This window comes from Alkalidesulfovibrio alkalitolerans DSM 16529 (genome assembly GCF_000422245.1).
Lineage (GTDB): Bacteria > Desulfobacterota > Desulfovibrionia > Desulfovibrionales > Desulfovibrionaceae > Alkalidesulfovibrio > Alkalidesulfovibrio alkalitolerans.
Map to the genome: position 1 here is coordinate 300318 of NZ_ATHI01000005.1, position 17242 is coordinate 317559.

The window sequence follows — 17242 nt, forward strand, 5'->3', positions numbered from 1 at the left end:
GTCGTTCGTCCCGTCAACGCAGTTTCAGCGTGCTCAGGGCCACCAGGGCGAAGAGCACGGATATGATCCAGAACCGGATGATGATCTTTGACTCGGGAATGCCTTTCATCTCGAAATGATGGTGCAGCGGGGCCATGCGGAAGATGCGCTTGCCGCCCGTCATCTTGAAGTAGCCGACCTGGACGATGACCGAGAGTGTCTCGATGACGAACAGCCCGCCCACGAGCACCAGCAACAACTCCTGCTTGGCCGTGACGGCCACGAAGCCCAAAGCCCCGCCGAGCGAAAGCGAGCCCACGTCGCCCATGAAGACCTGGGCCGGATAGGCGTTGAACCACAAAAAACCGAGGCCCGCGCCCAACAGCGCGGCGCAAAAGACCGTGATCTCGCCCACGCCCGGCACGTAGGGCACCTGAAGATATTCGGCCATGCGCACGTTACCCGCCACGTAGACGAAGACCCCGAAGACCACGGCCGCGATGACCGTGGGCACGATGGCCAGTCCGTCCAGGCCGTCGGTCAGGTTCACTCCGTTGGAGGCCCCGACCATGACCAGCACCGCGAAGGGGATGTAGAGCAGTCCCAGGTCGGGCTGCACGTTCTTGAAGAATGGCACGGCAAGCCGCGTGGAGTAGGCCGGATCGTCGAGCAGGAGAAAGACGGCCAGGGCCGCGATAAACACCTGGCCGATAAACTTGGCCTTGGCCGAAAGCCCTTTGTTCTGTTTCTTGCAGACCTTCAGATAGTCGTCGTAGAGCCCCACGAGGCCGAATCCAGTGAAAACCAGGAGAGCCAGCCACACGCGGGGGTTGGCCACGTCGGCCCAGAGCAGCGTGGCCGGAAGCACGGCGAACATGATGAGCAGGCCGCCCATGGTCGGCGTGCCAGCCTTGCTCGCGTGGGCCTTTACGTCCTCGTGGATGCACTGGCCGCACTTGAGCTTGGTCAGCCAGCGGATCACGGCCGGGCCCACGGCAATGGCGATGATCAGCGCAGTGAGGAAGGCGTAGATCGAGCGGAACGTAATGTAGCGGAAAACGTTCAGCGCGCCGAACTGGTCCGAGAGGGGGACGAGCAGGTTGTAAAGCATCTAGGATTCACCCTCCCCGGCGCGCAGGCCGTTTTCGAGCAGCGCGCAGAACTCTTCCATGCGGCAGGAACGCGAGCCCTTGACGAGGACCACGCCATCGCAGCCCTCGCGGGCCACGAATCCTGCCCAGGCTGCGGCGAAATCCTCGGGACTTTGCACGGCCACAAACAGGCCACGCCAGGATTCGCCGCCAAGACCCAGGCGAACGTCCTCGGCCCGCTCACCCCGCCAGAAGACGGCCCGCACGGCCGTCTTGGCAATGAAACGGCCGAGGTCGCGGTGAGCTTCAACGGCGCTCTCGCCAAGTTCGAGCATGTCGCCCAGCACCAGCACCAGCGGACGTCCGGCGGCCATGCCCTCGGCGCAGGCGATGGCCCGGCGCATGGAGAGCGGATTGGCGTTATAGGTGTCGTCGATGAGAGTGGACCCGCCGATCTCGCGGCAGCTGAAGCGCCCTTCCACGGCCACGGCGCGCGTAAGCGTCCGCGCGGTTTCGTCCGGCGTGAATCCAGCCAGCGCGGCCACGGCGAAGACCGCGCCCACGTTCTCGGCGAAGTGCTCGCCAGGATAGGGAAGCTCGCAGGATATCTTCTCGCCCATAACCGAGAGTTCGAAGCGACCCAGGCCCGGTCCGGCCGGTCCACGCCACAGGCAGACCACGTCGCCCGTGACGTCCTCGCGCGTGGACAGGGCCACGAGCGGCACGCCGTGGGCGCAGGCGGCCTCCCACAGATCGGGGTGACTGCGATTGATCACGGCCGTTCCGCCTTCGCGCACGAAACCCACCAGGGCGGCCTTGGCCTTGGCCACGCCCTTGAGGTCGCCCAGACCCTCCAGATGCGCGGGGCCGATGTTGTGGATCACGGCCACGTCGGGAAGGGCGATGGCGCCAAGCTCCTCCATGTCGCCGCGCCTGCTGATGCCAAGCTCCATGACCCAGTAGTCTTCTTCGCCGCTGGTTCCCAAGATGGACAGGGGCAGGCCGAGCTGATTGTTGAAATTCTTGTGGTTTCTGGCCACCGTGAAGCGTGTGGAGAGGGTCGTTGCGAGCATCTCCTTGAGCGTCGTCTTGCCCGCCGATCCGGTCACGGCGATGACGCGCGAACGGCGCGACAAGCGCCAAGCCCGGGCCAGGACACCGAGCGCCGCCAGTACGTCGCGCACCACGAGCACCGGAGCTGCGACGTGTGGCAGGGGCCGCGACGCGAGCACCGCGCCCGCGCCCTTTTCCACAGCCTGGGCCGCGAAGTCGTGGCCGTCGGCCCGCTCGCCCGGCAGGCAGGCGAAAAGATCGCCCTCGCGCGCCTCGCGGCTGTCCACCACCACCCGGCGCAACTCGCGCGCGAGTTCGGCGGCCGAAAGGCCGGTCGGATCGGCCGCCGTGACGGCGGCTATCTCGGCCACGCTCAAGAGCATTGCAGCACCTCGCGCACCACGTTGGCGTCATTGAAGGGGAATTTCAGGTCACCGATCTGCTGGTACATCTCGTGCCCTTTTCCAGCCACGACCAAAACGTCCTCGGGGCCGATCTCCTTGAGCGCCAGACGGATGGCCTCGCGTCGGTCGACCTCCTCAATGATCCGCTTGCAGCTGGAAAGGCCGGGACGCACGTCGTCCATAATCCGCAAGGGGTCCTCGTGACGGGGATTGTCCGAGGTCAGCACGGCCACGTCGGCCCACTTGCACACGGCGCGGCCCATGAGCGGCCGCTTGGTGCGGTCGCGGTCGCCGCCACAGCCGAAAACCACGTAAAGCTTGCGCGGACCGATGGCGGTGATGGCCGCGAGCACGTTCTCCAGAGCATCGGGCGTGTGGGCGTAGTCCACGAAAACGTTCAGCCCTTTGTCGTTGGGCACCCGTTCGAGTCTGCCTGGCACGCCATGAAAGCCTTCCAATTCCTTCACGGCCTTCAGCGGCAGCCCGAGCGACAGCCCCGCGGCGAAGGCGGCCAGAAGGTTCTGGGCGTTGTGGCGACCGACGAGCGGCGTGGTGAAGGCGATCTTGCGGTCCTCCCAGAGCACTTCCATTTGCATGCCCGCGGCTGTGGAGGAAATCAGGCGGCCCTGCAGAGGCTTGAAGTCGCCCTGGGGCGGCTCGGTCAGCCCGTAGCCCATGGCGCCGGGGATCGTCTTCAGGAGTGCGGCGCAGGAAGGATCGTCCCAGTTGAGCACGGCCGTGCCTTGCGGCGCGGCGTATTCGGTGAACAGCCGCGTCTTGGCCGCGAAGTAGGCCTCCATGGTTCCGTGATAGTCTAGGTGGTCCTGGGTCAGGTTGGTCATCACGGCCACGTCAAAGGACAACCCGGCCACGCGACCCTGGTCCAGGGCATGGGAGGAAGCCTCCATGACCACAGCCTCGACCTTGGCGCGGGCCATGTTGGCCAGAAGCTCGTGCAGCTTCCAGCAGTCCGGCGTGGTCAACTGCGATTCGAGGACCACGCCGGGCCAGCGGTAGTTGATGGTCCCAAGCACCCCGACGCGGCGGTTGTTGGCGTGCATCAGGTATTCGATGAGGTAGGTGGTGGTCGTCTTTCCGTTGGTGCCGGTGACGCCCACGAGCTTGAAGGGATGCGCGTCCGTCTTGAAGAAGGCCCGGGCCAGCTCGCCCAGGGCGCGCGAAGGATCGGGCCTGAGCACGAGCTCGGCCCCAGTCTCGCGGGCAAGGTCCGCGGGCCAGCCCTCGGCGCTCTTGGCCACCACGTAGCCCGCACCGCGACGAAGCGCCTCGGGAATGTAGGCAGAGCCGTCCACCCGCGCGCCGGGCAGAGCCACGAAAACATCGCCGGGCCTGATCTTGCCCGAATGGGTCCAGACCATCAGCCCCCGCCCCACGCGGTCCAAAAGCTCGCTCCACCGGCTGTCGGTCGTCATTTCAGGATTCCGCATGGCCTTTCAGCCGCAGGGTGAATGGTTGGGCCGCCTTGGGCCAAGCCGTGCCAGGCGTGGGGGACTGCCCCGCCACGACCGCGCCGTTTCCTTCGACAAGCGGTACGACACCCTGACGCACCAGAATTTCCACCGCTTTGCGCAGCGGCAGGCCGCGCAGATCAGGCACCTTGCCTTCGGGAACAGGCTGCGCCTCACGCACGACCCTGGCGGAAACCTCGTTCGAGGGAACGGCGAGGGCCGCGAGCTCAACCGGCGCGTTGTCCTGGCCGGGCAGTTCGCAGGCGTAGGCCAGCGCGCCCAAGGCCACGTCGTGCACCACGGGCAGGGCCACGGTGGAGCCGTAGAAGGCACGCGAGGGATCGTCCACCAAGGCCATGATCAGGTACTTGGGCTTGTCGCCGGGATAAAAGCCGACGAAGGAGGAAATGTAGTTGCGGCCGTAGCCGCCCTCGGGCAGTGGCTTTTGCGCCGTGCCGGTCTTGCCGCCCACGACGAGGCCGTCGATGCGCGCGCGCACGCCCGTGCCGTCCTTGTGCACCACGTCGACCATCATCCGCCGCACGGCACGAGCCACGTCCTCGTCGAAAACTCGCTCTCCGGGCTCGGATTCCGAGACGATTGGGCTCTTGACCAGCTTCAATTCGCGCGTCACGCCATCGTTGGCCAGGCACAAGAAGGCCCTGGCCATCTGCAGAACCGTGACGCCGATGCCTTGGCCGAAGGAGATGGCCGCAATATCCATCTCGCGCCATTTTTCGGGAGCCCGCATGAGCCCCTTGGACGCGCCGGGCAGGGCCAGTCCGGGCCGTTCGCCGAAACCGAGCCGGGAAAGATACGAGGCATAGCGCTTCGCACCGAGTTCCAGGCCGATCTTGGCCGAGCCGATGTTCGAGGAATAGCGCATGATCTCGTCCACGGTCAGCCACTCGTAAGCGTGAATGTCGTCGCGGATGGTATGGCGGCCGAGCTTCCAGCGTCCGTTTTCGCAGTAGTAACGGCTCTGGGGCGTGATTTTCTTTTCCTGGAGCGCTGCGGCGACGAGGAAGGGCTTGAAGGTCGAGCCGGGCTCAAAGATGTCCATGGCCGCGCGGTTGCGCCACAGGTCGGCGTTCTGGCGGCGATAGACGTTGGGATTGAAGAACGGGTAATGGGCCAGGGCCAGGATTTCGCCCGAGGCCACGTCCACGACGACGCACACTCCGGCGCGGCCGTTGAAATGCTCCACCGAGCGGGCCAGAGCCGTCTCGGCCAGATCCTGGATGTGTGCGTCCAGGGTCAGCACCACGTCGCGGCCCCGGATGTTGACCTCGCGGCCCTGGTCGTCGAGATAGAGGCGGTTACCCGAGGCGTCACGCTGTACGAGGAAATCCGCCCGTCCGCCCGCGAGCACGGAGTCCATGGAGCGTTCCACGCCTTCGAGCCCGTTGTCGTCCACTCCGGCGAAGCCGAGCACCTGCCCGGCGAGATGGTTGTTGGGATACAGCCGCCCGAACTCCGGAGTCAGGTAGACACCCTTGAACTTCCGCTCCGCAAGGACGGCGGCCGCGCGGTCGTCGATCTGCCTGGCGACCCAGACGAAGTCCCTGGAGCGGACGAGTTTTTGCCGCAACTCGCCCACGGGCTGGCGAAGCACCTCGGCGAGGTGGCGGATCATGGCGTCGAGATTCTCGACCTCGCCGGGACGCACGTACACGGAGTTGAAGCGCACGCTGCGGGCCAAACTGCGGCCGTTGCGGTCCAGGATGTCGCCGCGCTCGCCGCGCTCGAAGCTCCCCATGACGTGCTGGCGGCGGGCCTTCTCGGCCAGTTCCTCGCCCTGCACGAGTTGCACCTGCCCCGCGCGTGCCCACAGCGCGACCCAGGTCAGGCCGAAAAGCACGGCCACAACCACGATCCGCCAGCGCCCACTGCCGGGACGGGCGGTTTTCGCGACAGGCGCGGGCTTCTTTCTGGGATTTCGCATGCTCATGCGCTTCAGGGCCTTTGGCCCGCCTCCAGGTGCCTGATCTGGCCGGGACGCGCCTGCGCCAGATCGAAATCCTTGGCCAGCTTGCGAAGCCGCTGCGGAGAGAGCAGGTTGCCCTTCTCCACCTCCAGCTTGGCCACCAGGCTCGACTTGTCCTCAAGTTCCCGCTCCAGGCGCTCGATGCGGTAGGCCATGTCCCAGCGCTCGATGTTCAGCCACACGAGCGAGAGGCCCACGGCCAGAAGCAGGACGAGCAGCCCTGCGAAACAGGCCAGTTCGCGCTTTCCCGCACCCTCGGCCCTAGCCATCGAAAGTCTCCGGCGCCAGGCGCTCGGCCACACGCAGCTTGGCGGAGCGCGAGCGGGGGTTGCGCATCATCTCGTCCTCGTCCGGGATGAGCGGCTTCTTCGTCACCAGCCTGAGCCTGGGCGCGATGCCGCAGGTGCACAGCGGCTGACGCGGCGGGCAGACGCAGCCCTTGGCCTCGTCGCGGAAAAACCGCTTGACCATGCGGTCCTCCAGCGAATGGAAGGAGATGACCGCCACGCGGCCGCCAGGAGCCAGTCGCTCGGGGATGCGGTTCAAAAAGCGTTCGAGTTCGCCCAGTTCGTCGTTGACCGCCAGCCGCAGGGCCTGGAAGGTGCGTGTGGCCGGGTGGTTCCTGGCCGTGCGCCGCCACTTGGCGGGATAGGCGCTCTCCACGATGACCGCGAGACGGGCCGTGGTCTCGATCTCGGCCTCCTCGCGCGCGGCCACGATGGCCTTGGCGATGCGCCCGGCCATGGGTTCTTCGCCCAACTCGCCGATGATCTGGCGCAGCCGCTCGAACGAGGCCTTGTTCACCAGCGCCGAGGCCGGAGCCGCGCCGGACGTGGGGTCCATGCGCATGTCCAAGGGGCCGTCGCGCAGAAAGGAAAAGCCTCGCTCGGGTACGTCGAGCTGCATGCTCGACACGCCGAGGTCCACAAGCGCCCCATCGAGAAATTCCCAGCCGACCTCATCCATGGCGTCTTCGAAACGGCTGAACGGCCCATGCCAAGCCGTGAAACGGTCGCCGCAGTCGCGCAGACGCTCGCGCGCGCGCGAAAGCGCCTCCTCGTCGCGATCAAGCCCCAGAAGGCGCGCCGTGGGCTCGGCGTCGAGCACGAGCCGCGCATGGCCGCCAAGGCCGAGCGTTCCGTCGAGGTACCTGCCGTGAGGGCGCAGCGAAAGAGCCGCGACGACTTGGGCGGGCATGACAGGGAGATGCCCCCACTCGCCCGTCCCGCATTCCCGGGCCATCTAAAATCCCACCTCGACGCCGGTGGCTGCTATGGCGTCGGCCACGTCGTCGAAATCCTGGGCCTCGATTTCCTCGAAGGCCTCACGGTTCCAGATTTCGAATTTGATGCCCACGCCCACGAGGATCACTTCCTTGTCCAGGCGCGCGTAGGTGCGAAGACTCTGCGGGATGAGGACCCGGCCCTGCCGGTCCAGTTCCAATATCTCGGAGCCGCCGATGAAGACGCGCATGAAATTGCGGATCTGCCGGCTGGGGTTCTTGATCTGGGTGAACTTGGCCTGGACTTGGTTCCACTCGGACAGGGAATAGCCCACCACACAGCCGTCGTACTTGGTGAGCACGAGCTTGCCCCCGGAACCCCCGGCATCGAGGATTTCCCGGAAATCGGGCGGCAACATGAGCCTGCCCTTGGGGTCTATACTGCGGTGGGAATGTCCCCGAAACATCATTTTCCTGCCCTAGCTTCCTACTATTTACCACTCTTTCCCACAAACCTTTCGTGGATGGCCCCGAAAAAGTCAACCCCTGGCGTGGAGAAAACGAAAACATTTTTCACAGGGGCGCGAATGCAAGAATGTATCTATTTTTTTCTACATATATATCAAATATATAAATGCATTATCCCGCAAATACAAAAAAACATCGTGGGATATGCGACGGCCTCGGATTGCTGGCGAACTCCGTCTTCCAGGCCACTCAAACAACCTCGGACGGACGGCGTATGAAAAACAAAACATAACGCCATTTTAGACGCTTTGAGGTGTGAATTTCTCTCGCAACGACACGGCAGTGGGGCTATTAGCGCGGCCTGGGAGTTTCGCAAGATATGGGCGTCTTCTCTCCTTTCCCCCTGGAAGTGTGGTATAAAGTGGGATAGGTGGGAAAAGAGGCCGCCTTTTTCCATTTTCCGACGGGCGGCGCAAGGACTTCCGGAGGATGCCGATGCGCACCAAGATCATGGCCACTGTCGGCCCCGCCAGCCGCGACGAGGATACACTCGCGAGGCTTGTGGGCGCAGGAATCAGGCTGTTCCGGCTGAACTTCTCGCACGGAAGCGCGGCCGATTTCGCGCCCGTGGTGGAACGGCTGCGCGCCGTGGAAGTCAGGCTCGGCGAGGATCTGACCCTGATGATGGACCTCTCCGGCCCCAAGCTGCGCACATGTGAATCGGCCGAGGTGGAAGTGGCCCAGGGGCAGGAAGTGCTCATGGGCCTGCCCGGCCACGGTGCAGCGGCCGCCCTGCCCTTCATTTGCCTGGACATGCCCGACGTGCTGGCGGCCCTCTCCATCGGCGACGAGGTGGCCCTCTCCGACGGCATGCTGCGCTTCACGGTGGAGGGTCGTCCCGAGGAGGGGCTCGTGCTGCTCAAGGCCCTGAACGCTGGCTTCGCCCCGCCGCGCAAGGGCGTGGCTTTTCCCGACCTGGATCTTTCCATCGCCAGCCTGACCGCCAAAGACATGGAGGATATAGCTGGCGGCGTGGCCCTGGGACTGGACGCCGTGGCCGTCTCCTTCGTGGGCGGCCCCGACGAGATAGCGCTGGTACGCTCGCGCATGGCCGAACTGGGCGCGTCGCTGCCCGTCATCGCCAAGGTCGAGCGACGCGCGGCCGTGGGCCGCCTCGACGCGCTCATCGAGGCGTCGGACGCCATTATGGTCGCGCGCGGCGACCTGGGCGTGGAATACCCGCCCGCCAGGCTTCCCGCGCTGCAAAAACGTATCATCGCCGCTTGCAACGCAGTAGGCAAACCTGTAATCGTTGCGACACAAATGCTCTTGAGCATGGTCTCGGGCCCCATGCCTACAAGGGCCGAGACGACGGACGTGGCCAACGCCATCCTCGACGGCGCGGACTGCCTGATGCTCTCCGAGGAGACGGCCATCGGCCGCGACCCGGTGCGCGTGGTCCGGACCATGCGCGACATCGCGCATGACGCGGAGGAATACCTCTTTTCCGAGAGGTCGCCAAAGGCCCACGCTGCGGACGAGAGCGTGGAGCGCGTGCTCGCCGCCTCGGCCTGTACCCTGGCCGAGAGGCTGGATGCGGCCGCGCTCGTGGCCCACACCATGAGCGGCGGGACGGCGCGGCTTCTGGCCATGCGCAGGCCCAGGCAGCCCATCAAGGCGCTTTCGCCGGACCCGGCCGTGCGGCGCTTTCTGAATTTCTCCTGGGGGGTCAGGCCGCGCCCCGCCCCCCTGGAACACGAAGCGCACCTCGAACGGGCCGAGGCCTTCGTGGACGCCTCGCCGGACGTGCCCGACGGCGCCTTTTGCGTGATCCTGGCGGGACAGCCCAAGCGCGGCCGGTCCAGCACCAGGACGAACGTGGTCAAACTCTACCGGAAATGAGCCGGAACGGAGCACCGATGGCCAGCAAGAAGCTTACCGATGTCCCGGACCACCTGAACGAGGAATACTACCAGATCAGCCCGGACATCCTGGAAAGCTTCTCGAAATTCCGCCCCCCGCTGGACATTTTCCGCTTCAAGGAGGAAGTGGCCCGCATCGAGCCCTTCTACCGCGTGGGCGAACGCCTGGACAAGGAGCGCATCGACGAACTGGCCCGCCTGACGCGCGAGGGCTTCAGCTTCGTCTCGCGCGTGGATCACCCCGTCTATGTCAAGCACATCGCCCACCAACTCGATCTGGTGCTCGTGGATAAGAACCTCAAGGAGCGCGAGATCGCGGACATCTTCGCCGAGGCTCTGGGCATGCGGCTGGAGGGTTTTTTCGAGCAGCCCGTGAAAGCGGCCCTTGACCGTCTGAACGAAGACCTGATGGTGCTCACCGAATACCTGTGGAACGACGTCTACCGCATCCGGGCGCTCTTGCGCCGCCTGCGCCGCGAACACACCCTGGCCAACCACGCGCTCAACTGCGGCCTGGTTGGGCTCGGCCTGTTCCTCAAGATCAACGAATCCGAGATCGGCAAAGAGATCACGCGCAAGACCTTCGACCACGTGACGCTCGGCCTGTTCCTGCACGACCTGGGCATGAGCAAGATCCCGCTCTTCATCCGCAACAAGACCCAGGCGCTCTCGCGCGACGAACAGCAGAAGATACTGAACCATACCCTGGTGGGCCGGGAGATGCTCTCCAAGCTCGACCTGCGCTACAAGGAGGTCGAGGCCTGCCTGGGCGAGCACCACGAACGGCTCGACGGCTCGGGCTACCCGCAAAAGCTCAAGGGCCGCGAGATCTCGCCTCTGGGGCGCCTGTGCGCGGTGGTGGACTCCTATTGCGCCATGATCACCGACCGCGCCCACGCCAAGGCCATGGAGCCCGCCGAGGCGGCCAAGATCCTGGCCGAGGACCAGCGCCGCTACGACCCGCGCTTCACCCTGCCGCTTCAGGCCATGGTCCTGGCCGGGCGCTGAACGCCCGCCGCCATCGCGGATTTTTCACGCCCCGCCTAGCCCCGCCTAGCTGCGGAGGGCCTGGATGGGATCCAGCTTGGCGGCCTGGCGCGCGGGCCGAAGCCCGAAGATGAGGCCGATGGCCACGGCCGAGCCCATGGAGAGCAGGAATATCTTGAAGGAGAGCTGGATTTCGAGGATTTCCAGCCGTTCCAGAAGCTGCCCGAGCGAGAGCCCGAGCACCTGCCCGAGCAACGCGCCAAGGAGCGTCAAGGCCACGGCCTCGCACAGGAACTGGGTCATGATCGCCCCGGACCGCGCCCCGAAGGCGCGGCGGATGCCGATCTCCTGGGCGCGCTCGCTGACCGAGAGGTAGAAGAGGTTGGCCAGCACGAAGCCGCCCACGAGGATCGCCACGGTGGCGGTCACGCCCAGGAAAGCCACGAGGCTCCCCCGGAGCATGGACAGAAATTTGAGAATTTCGTCCGCCGTGAGGATGGTGAAATCGTCGGGCTGTCCAGGTGCAAGATTGTGCAGTTTTCGTAGATAACTGCGCAAATTTTCGACGTTCGCGTGCATATTGTGCACATCATGAAACTTGACGCGCAGCGATCGGAAGTATTGGCGGTCCAACCCGAACCGCTGTTGCAAGGTGGTGATGGGCGCGACCAGGCGGTTGTCCACACTCACGCCGTGCCCGGTGGTCAGGCCGCGCTCGGAGAGGAGCCCGATCACGGTCAGGGGCGTGCCATTGGCCTGAATGGTCTTGCCCAGCGGCGATTCGTCGCCGAAGAGATCGCGGGCGACCTCCGCGCCAAGGATGGTCACCTTGGCGGCCCTGAGGATGTCTTCCTCGTTCAGGTCGCGGCCTTCGCTGAGCGGCCAGTTCCAGGCCGTGGCGTAATTCTCGGTGGCGCCGATGATAAGGCTGGCCGTGGTATTGCGGTTGCCGTACCGCAGCGAGATGTTGCCCACCGCGCGCAGTGGCACGACAAGATAGGCCCCGGGCAGGGATTGGCGCAAGGCGCGCACGTCGCTCCAGGTCAGGCTCATGGTGCGTCTGCCAAGGGCGCGGCTGAAGATGTCCCCGCCGATGACGAATGCGGCGTCCGGGCCGAAGGAGTCGGTCATCTCGATGGCCTTTCGCTGCGCCCCGTCCACGGCCGCGACGATGATCGTGAGCGAAGCGATGCCAAGCCCCGTGGCCACGATGACGAACAGCGAGCGCAGCCTGAAAGCCCAAAGCGAGATCAGGGCCATGCGCGCAAGGCGCATGAACTGCATGAGCCTGCTAGCCATGGGAGACGAGTCCGTCGGTGACGACGACGCGGCGCGACGCGTAGGCCGCGGTCGCTTCTTCGTGGGTCACGACGACCACGGTCGTGCCCTGTGTTTGATTGATGGAAGCGATGAGGTCCATGATCTCGACGCTGGTAGTGGAGTCGAGTTGGCCCGTGGGTTCGTCGGCGAGCAGCATGCGCGGCTGGTTGACCAGGGCCCGGGCCAGGGCCACGCGCTGCTGCTGTCCACCAGAAAGCTGCGTGGGTCGAAAATCCATGCGGTCGGCAAGCCCCACCATGGACAGGAGCCGCTGGGCCCGCTCGCGCACCTCGCGCTCGGGCGCGGAAGAATACTGCGCGGGCAGCATAACGTTGTGCAAAGCCGATATGTAGGGGATGAGGTAGAAGCTCTGGAAGACGAATCCGATGAGTCGGCCGCGCGCTTCGCTCTGCTCGTCGTCGGTGAGATCGGAGACGTCGCGGCCGTCCAGTTCGTAGGTTCCCGAGGTGGGCCGGTCCAAGAGCCCCAGAATGTGCAGGAGCGTGGATTTGCCCGAACCCGAGGGGCCTTGCAGGGCCACAAACTCACCCGCGCCGATCAAAAGCGATATCCCCTTGAGGATTTCGACATCCAGCCCCTCCTGGCTGTAGGTCTTGCGGATGTCCTTCAGCCGGACGAGCGTGTCGCCGCTCATTTGCCGCCCCTGGTGAGCATCGCGGCGGGGAGCACTACCTGCGTTGCCACCACGTCGCCCTCGGAAAGACCCTCGATCACTTCGCTCTTTTCGAGCCCCTGCAGGCCGAGCACGGGCTGCACGCGCCGCACGGCCGCGCCCTGCCCGCCCACGAAGACGTATTGCGTGTCGCCGACCCACTTGAGGGCGTTGTTGGGCAGGGCCAGGACGTCCTTGCGGACCTCGACCACGATCTTGCACTGCGTGGTCATGTCCGGCCTAAGCCGCAGGGCCTGCTCCTCGTTCAGGGTCACGATGGCCAGATAATAGACGATGTTGTCGCGAATCTCGGGCTGGGGATAGATGCGGTCCACGGTTCCGGTGAAGAGTTCGCCGGGCTGGGCATCCACGGAGAATTCCACGTCCTGGCCGGGCTTGACCAGCCCCACGTCGGTCTCGTCCACGTAGATCCACATCTCAAGACGCGCAGGATCGATGACCGTGATCAGGTTGGAAACCTGAAGCCCCGAGACCACGGTTTCTCCCTCCTGGGCCGTGACCTGCGAGACGATCCCGGTGATGGGCGAGATGATGCGCTTGTAGGACAGCCGCACGGCCAACGTTTCAAGGTTTGCCTCGGCTTCGAGCATGGCTTTTTGCGCCTTGATGCGCTCCTGGGCGAACTCCTCGCGCAGCCGGTTCACGGTCAGTTCGCGCGCCGCCACCCGGTTGCGGGAAGAAAGCGTCTCTTGCCGCGCCCGGTCCAGTTCGTCCTGGGCTTGCAGCGCCTGTTCCACCAGTCGCTGCTGACGGGAGAAATTCGTCTCGGCGTATTCGAGTTCGGCCTGGGCCTCGCGCAGGGCCGCCTCGGACTCCCGTATCTGAAGGGGAAAGACGGTCTCCACGCGGTTCAATTCGGCCCTGGCGCGAAGCAGCCTGGCCTCGGCCTCAATGCGTTGGGCCTCTTCCTCGCGGGCGTCGATGAGGGCGATGAGATCGCCCCTGGTCACAGAGTCGCCGACCCTGACGAACATGCGCTCGATGACCCCCGAGGTGCGCGCGCCGATCTTGACCTCGGCCCCGACCATGGCCTTGACGATGCCCGTGGCTTCCAGGACCTTGCGCACGTCGCCACGCTGCACGGTGGCCGTGGCCAGCACCTGCACCTGGTCGGACTTGCCCGTGCCGAACACGAAGTAGCCGCCTGTCGCCAGGACGGCCAGGACGAGAATGATGACGATGATTTTCTTCATTTTCTGGCGCTCCGGGAAGGAGCTTCAAGCAGGAATCGTGCCTCGCCGCAAACGCGTCGCGCGACACGCACCGTATGTCCGATCCGCACGCTACACCCCCGCCGCCGCAAAAACGCCGCCCACCAAAGCCTGGGCCTCTTGCTTGAGCCGTTCGAGGTGTTCCGGCCCAAGGAAGCTCTCCACGTAGATCTTGTAGATGTCCTCGGTGCCGGAGGGGCGGGCCGCGAACCAGCCGTTGTCCGTGACGACCTTCAGGCCGCCGATGGATGCCCCGCCCTCCGGGGCGCGGGTCAAGACGGCCCGGATGGGCTCGCCCGCAAGCTCGGCGGCCGTGACCGTCTCGGGCGACATCCGAGCCAGAATTTCGCGCCGGGCGCGGTCGGCCGGGGCCTGAAGGCGCTCGTAGAGCGGCTCGCCATGCTCCCTGGTCAGCCGGGCGTAGTGCTCACCGGGATCGCGGCCCGTGGCGGCGGTGATCTCCATGGCCAACAGGCACATGATCACGCCGTCCTTGTCCGTGGTCCAGACCGTGCCGTCGCGTCGCAGAAACGACGCGCCCGCGCTCTCCTCGCCGCCAAAGCCGTAGCTGCCGTCAAGAAGCCCCTTCACGAACCATTTGAAGCCCACCGGCACCTCGGCCAGTTCGCGGCCGAGCGCCCTGGCCACACGGTCGATCATGGACGAGGAGACAAGGGTCTTGCCGACCTTGGCCGCGGGGCTCCACGTAGGCCGGTTCCGGAAAAGGTAGTCGATGGCCACGGAAAGGTAGTGGTTGGGGTTCATGAGCCCGGCTCCGCGCGTGACGATGCCGTGGCGGTCGGTGTCCGGATCGTTGCCGAAGGCGAGGTCGAAACGGTCCTTCATCTCCAGGAGCCCGGCCATGGCGTAGGGCGAGGAACAGTCCATGCGCAGCTTGCCGTCGCGGTCCACACGCATGAAGCCGAAAGTGGGGTCCACGACCGGATTCACGATCTCGACGTCGAGGCCGTAGTGCTCGGCCAGGGCGGCCCAGTGGGCCACGGACGCGCCCCCGAGCGGGTCCACGCCAACGCTGAGCTTCGCGCCCTTCACGGCCTGCATGTCCACGACGTTTTCCAGGTCGCGCACGTAAGGCATGACCAAGTCGGCGGCATGGGTACAGGGCGCGGCCAGGGCCTTTTGCCAGGTCGTGCGACGCACGCCCCGGCCGCCCTCGGCCAGGATCTCGTTGGCCCGCTTCTCGATCCAGCCCGTGACCTCGGTATCGGCCGGGCCGCCCTCGGGCGGGTTGTACTTGAAGCCGCCGTCCTCGGGCGGGTTGTGGGAGGGCGTGATGACCACGCCGTCGGCCCGCTGTCCGGCCTTGTCGCGGTTGTGGGTCAGGATGGCGTGGGAGACCACGGGCGTGGGCGTGTAGCCGAGCCCCTCCTGGATCACGGTCTGCACGCCGTTGGCCGCGAAGACCTCGAGCGCGGTCATGCGCGCGGGCTCGGACAGGGCGTGGGTGTCGGCCCCGCAGAAGAGCGGCCCGGCGATGCCCTTCATGGCCCGGTAGTCGCACACGGCCTGGGACACGGCCAGGATGTGGGCCTCGTTGAAGGAGCCTAAGAGCGAGGATCCGCGATGGCCCGAGGTGCCGAAGGAGACGCGCTGGCCGGGATCGTCCGGGTTGGGCGCGGTTTCGTAATAGGCGGCCACGAGGCGCGGGACGTTGACCAGGATGTCGTGCGAGGCGGGCTTTCCGGCCAGGGGATGCAGGGGCATGGGCGCTCCTTGGGATTCGGTATCGATACGCCGTTCAGTGTAGCAACGGGAGCGGGCGAAGGAAAGGGAGTCATTCGCAAAATGACATGCAAAACCGCGCAACCCTGACCACCGCCAGATTCCGCTCTCCGGACCGCTGAAAAAGCGTCAGATGCAAGGCGCAAGGAAAATCCAGGTCCGACGCGTATTACCAATACGCGAGGGCCTGGATTTTCCGCAGCAACGCAGCAGATGGCGCTTTTTCAGCGGTCCGGCCTGCCGGTCACTCAGTGAGCCAACTAGCGATAGCCCCTTCGACCTCCGCGCGCATGCGCGAAAGCCCCTCGGCCGATTCGGCCTCGAAGCGCAGCACGATGACGTTCTGGGTGTTGGAGGCGCGCACCAGGGCCCAGCCGTCCGGAAAATCGATGCGGATGCCGTCGATGTCCGTGGACGGATAGCGCTCCCTGAAATGGGCCACGGCCCGGGCCACGAGGCCGAACTTGCGTTCCTCGGGCACCTCCATGCGGATCTCCGGGGTGTGGTGCGTCTTCGGCCAGTCGGCCAGCAGCCGCGAGGCGGGCGTCTGCGTCGCCGCCAGCACCTCGCACAGGCGCGCGGCCGCATACAGGGCGTCGTCGAAGCCGAAGAAGCGGTTGGCGAAGAACATGTGGCCGCTCATCTCGCCGCCGAAGGCCGCGCCGGTCTCGGCCATTTTGGCCTTCATCAGGGAATGGCCCGTGGCGGCCATGAGCGCGCGGCCGCCGCGGGTCTCGACGTCGCGGAAATAGCGGTGCGAACATTTGACGTCGCCAAGGATCAGCGCGCCGGGCTCCTCGGCCAGCACCTGGCGGGCGAAGATCGCGGCCAGTTCGTCGCCGTAGAGGAGCCGCCCGGTCTCGTCGCACACGGCCAGGCGGTCGGCGTCGCCGTCCAGGCCGAGCCCGGCCTCGGCCCCGCTCGCGCGGACCAGTTCGGCGCACTGGGCCATGTTCTCGGGAATGGTCGGATCGGGGTGGTGGTTGGGGAAATCGCCGTCCGGCTCGGTGAAGAGTTCCACCACCTCGGCCCCCACGGCGCGAAGAAGGCCCGCGGCCACGAGCCCGCCCGCGCCGTTGCCGCCGTCGAGCACCACCTTCACGGGCCGCGCGAGGCGTACGAGCCCCGAAAGCTCCTCGATGTAGCTCGGCACGGGATCGTAGCGCGAGACGATGCCGCGTCCGTCCGGAAACCCGCCCCGGAGCATGAGGTCGCGGATGGCCGCGATGTCGTCGCCGTGGATGGTCGTCGCCCCGGCCCAAACCTTGAAGCCGTTGTACTCGGGAGGGTTGTGGCTGGCCGTGACCATCACCCCGGCGCGAAGATTCAGGCGCGCGCAGGCCCAGTAGAAGACCGGGGTCGGGACCATGTCCAGCACCAGGACGTCCACGCCCGTGGAGGCGAGGCCCCGCGCGCAGGCGTCGAGATAGCCGGGCGAGGAATGCCGGGCGTCGCGCCCCAGCGCGGCGCGAAAAAGCCCGCGCGAGATGAAGAAGGCGCCGCAGGCGCGGCCGAACATTTCAACCCACTCGGGGTCGAAATCAACGTCCACCACGCCGCGGACATCATATGCCCTGAAAACGCCGGGAGCGACTGGCTTCATGCGCATTCTCCAAAACGAAGGCGGCGCGCCGCGAAACGGCGGGCCGACCGGATTTGCTTGACCGCCGTCGCGGCAGCGTTTATCGAATT

At 65.8% G+C, this 17242-nt stretch carries 14 protein-coding genes; 2 read left to right on the forward strand and 12 right to left on the reverse strand.

Annotated elements, in window-relative coordinates; all coding sequences use genetic code 11:
* Positions 1-13 precede the first annotated feature (13 nt).
* Genes mraY through mraZ form a run of 7 tightly spaced genes read right to left on the reverse strand, consistent with a single transcriptional unit; the run spans position 14 to position 7675 of the window.
* Positions 14-1090 (reverse strand): phospho-N-acetylmuramoyl-pentapeptide-transferase, encoded by a 1077-nt coding sequence (mraY, locus tag DSAT_RS04370; protein ID WP_020886382.1) that lies wholly within the window; start codon positions 1088-1090, stop codon positions 14-16.
* Complete coding sequence (locus DSAT_RS04375) at positions 1091-2506, reverse strand: UDP-N-acetylmuramoyl-tripeptide--D-alanyl-D-alanine ligase (protein WP_020886383.1); 1416 nt, start codon at positions 2504-2506, stop codon at positions 1091-1093. It abuts the gene before it with no gap.
* A complete protein-coding gene (locus DSAT_RS04380) occupies positions 2497-3960 on the reverse strand; it encodes a UDP-N-acetylmuramoyl-L-alanyl-D-glutamate--2,6-diaminopimelate ligase (protein ID WP_020886384.1) in 1464 nt (487 codons plus the stop codon). Before DSAT_RS04380 ends, DSAT_RS04375 begins: the two co-directional genes overlap by 10 nt.
* Position 3961: 1 nt before the next feature.
* Complete coding sequence (locus tag DSAT_RS04385; protein WP_020886385.1) at positions 3962-5947, reverse strand: penicillin-binding transpeptidase domain-containing protein; 1986 nt, start codon at positions 5945-5947, stop codon at positions 3962-3964.
* A gap of 5 nt (positions 5948-5952) precedes the next feature.
* Positions 5953-6252, reverse strand: coding sequence for a hypothetical protein (locus DSAT_RS04390; RefSeq protein ID WP_020886386.1), 300 nt, complete (start codon positions 6250-6252; stop codon positions 5953-5955).
* The gene (gene rsmH, locus DSAT_RS04395; RefSeq protein ID WP_020886387.1) at positions 6245-7225 is read right to left on the reverse strand and encodes a 16S rRNA (cytosine(1402)-N(4))-methyltransferase RsmH; all 981 of its coding nucleotides are present in this window, start codon (positions 7223-7225) and stop codon (positions 6245-6247) included. Before rsmH ends, DSAT_RS04390 begins: the two co-directional genes overlap by 8 nt.
* Entirely contained in the window at positions 7226-7675 is a 450-nt protein-coding gene (mraZ, locus tag DSAT_RS04400) for a division/cell wall cluster transcriptional repressor MraZ (RefSeq protein WP_040370704.1), read from the reverse strand.
* A 493-nt stretch (positions 7676-8168) separates the two neighbouring features.
* Between mraZ and pyk the strand changes: the two genes are divergently transcribed.
* Positions 8169-9575, forward strand: coding sequence for a pyruvate kinase (gene pyk / locus DSAT_RS04405; protein WP_020886389.1), 1407 nt, complete (start codon positions 8169-8171; stop codon positions 9573-9575).
* Positions 9576-9592: 17 nt separating this feature from the next.
* Positions 9593-10603, forward strand: coding sequence for an HD-GYP domain-containing protein (locus DSAT_RS04410; RefSeq protein ID WP_020886390.1), 1011 nt, complete (start codon positions 9593-9595; stop codon positions 10601-10603).
* A gap of 45 nt (positions 10604-10648) precedes the next feature.
* Here DSAT_RS04410 and DSAT_RS04415 read toward each other — a convergent pair whose 3' ends face one another.
* The 5 genes from DSAT_RS04415 to DSAT_RS04435 form a co-directional block, all read right to left on the reverse strand.
* Positions 10649-11881, reverse strand: a complete 1233-nt coding sequence (locus DSAT_RS04415; RefSeq protein WP_020886391.1) for an ABC transporter permease — start codon at positions 11879-11881, stop codon at positions 10649-10651.
* Positions 11874-12557 (reverse strand): ABC transporter ATP-binding protein, encoded by a 684-nt coding sequence (locus DSAT_RS04420; RefSeq protein WP_020886392.1) that lies wholly within the window; start codon positions 12555-12557, stop codon positions 11874-11876. Before DSAT_RS04420 ends, DSAT_RS04415 begins: the two co-directional genes overlap by 8 nt.
* Positions 12554-13789, reverse strand: coding sequence for an efflux RND transporter periplasmic adaptor subunit (locus DSAT_RS04425; RefSeq protein ID WP_020886393.1), 1236 nt, complete (start codon positions 13787-13789; stop codon positions 12554-12556). The genes DSAT_RS04420 and DSAT_RS04425 overlap by 4 nt, the downstream gene beginning before the upstream one ends.
* A gap of 90 nt (positions 13790-13879) precedes the next feature.
* The gene (gene pgm, locus DSAT_RS04430; RefSeq protein WP_020886394.1) at positions 13880-15532 is read right to left on the reverse strand and encodes a phosphoglucomutase (alpha-D-glucose-1,6-bisphosphate-dependent); all 1653 of its coding nucleotides are present in this window, start codon (positions 15530-15532) and stop codon (positions 13880-13882) included.
* A 262-nt stretch (positions 15533-15794) separates the two neighbouring features.
* The gene (locus DSAT_RS04435; protein WP_020886395.1) at positions 15795-17153 is read right to left on the reverse strand and encodes a phosphomannomutase/phosphoglucomutase; all 1359 of its coding nucleotides are present in this window, start codon (positions 17151-17153) and stop codon (positions 15795-15797) included.
* Between the last annotated feature and the right edge of the window lie 89 nt (positions 17154-17242).

Coding starts and splice junctions, on each gene's coding strand:
- mraY (WP_020886382.1), bottom strand. CDS start 1,090: ATGCTTTACAACCTGCTCGTCCCCCTCTCGGACCAGTTCGGCGCGCTG.
- DSAT_RS04375 (WP_020886383.1), bottom strand. CDS start 2,506: ATGCTCTTGAGCGTGGCCGAGATAGCCGCCGTCACGGCGGCCGATCCG.
- DSAT_RS04380 (WP_020886384.1), bottom strand. CDS start 3,960: ATGACGACCGACAGCCGGTGGAGCGAGCTTTTGGACCGCGTGGGGCGG.
- DSAT_RS04385 (WP_020886385.1), bottom strand. CDS start 5,947: ATGAGCATGCGAAATCCCAGAAAGAAGCCCGCGCCTGTCGCGAAAACC.
- DSAT_RS04390 (WP_020886386.1), bottom strand. CDS start 6,252: ATGGCTAGGGCCGAGGGTGCGGGAAAGCGCGAACTGGCCTGTTTCGCA.
- rsmH (WP_020886387.1), bottom strand. CDS start 7,225: ATGGCCCGGGAATGCGGGACGGGCGAGTGGGGGCATCTCCCTGTCATG.
- mraZ (WP_040370704.1), bottom strand. CDS start 7,675: ATGATGTTTCGGGGACATTCCCACCGCAGTATAGACCCCAAGGGCAGG.
- pyk (WP_020886389.1), top strand. CDS start 8,169: ATGCGCACCAAGATCATGGCCACTGTCGGCCCCGCCAGCCGCGACGAG.
- DSAT_RS04410 (WP_020886390.1), top strand. CDS start 9,593: ATGGCCAGCAAGAAGCTTACCGATGTCCCGGACCACCTGAACGAGGAA.
- DSAT_RS04415 (WP_020886391.1), bottom strand. CDS start 11,881: ATGGCTAGCAGGCTCATGCAGTTCATGCGCCTTGCGCGCATGGCCCTG.
- DSAT_RS04420 (WP_020886392.1), bottom strand. CDS start 12,557: ATGAGCGGCGACACGCTCGTCCGGCTGAAGGACATCCGCAAGACCTAC.
- DSAT_RS04425 (WP_020886393.1), bottom strand. CDS start 13,789: ATGAAGAAAATCATCGTCATCATTCTCGTCCTGGCCGTCCTGGCGACA.
- pgm (WP_020886394.1), bottom strand. CDS start 15,532: ATGCCCCTGCATCCCCTGGCCGGAAAGCCCGCCTCGCACGACATCCTG.
- DSAT_RS04435 (WP_020886395.1), bottom strand. CDS start 17,153: ATGAAGCCAGTCGCTCCCGGCGTTTTCAGGGCATATGATGTCCGCGGC.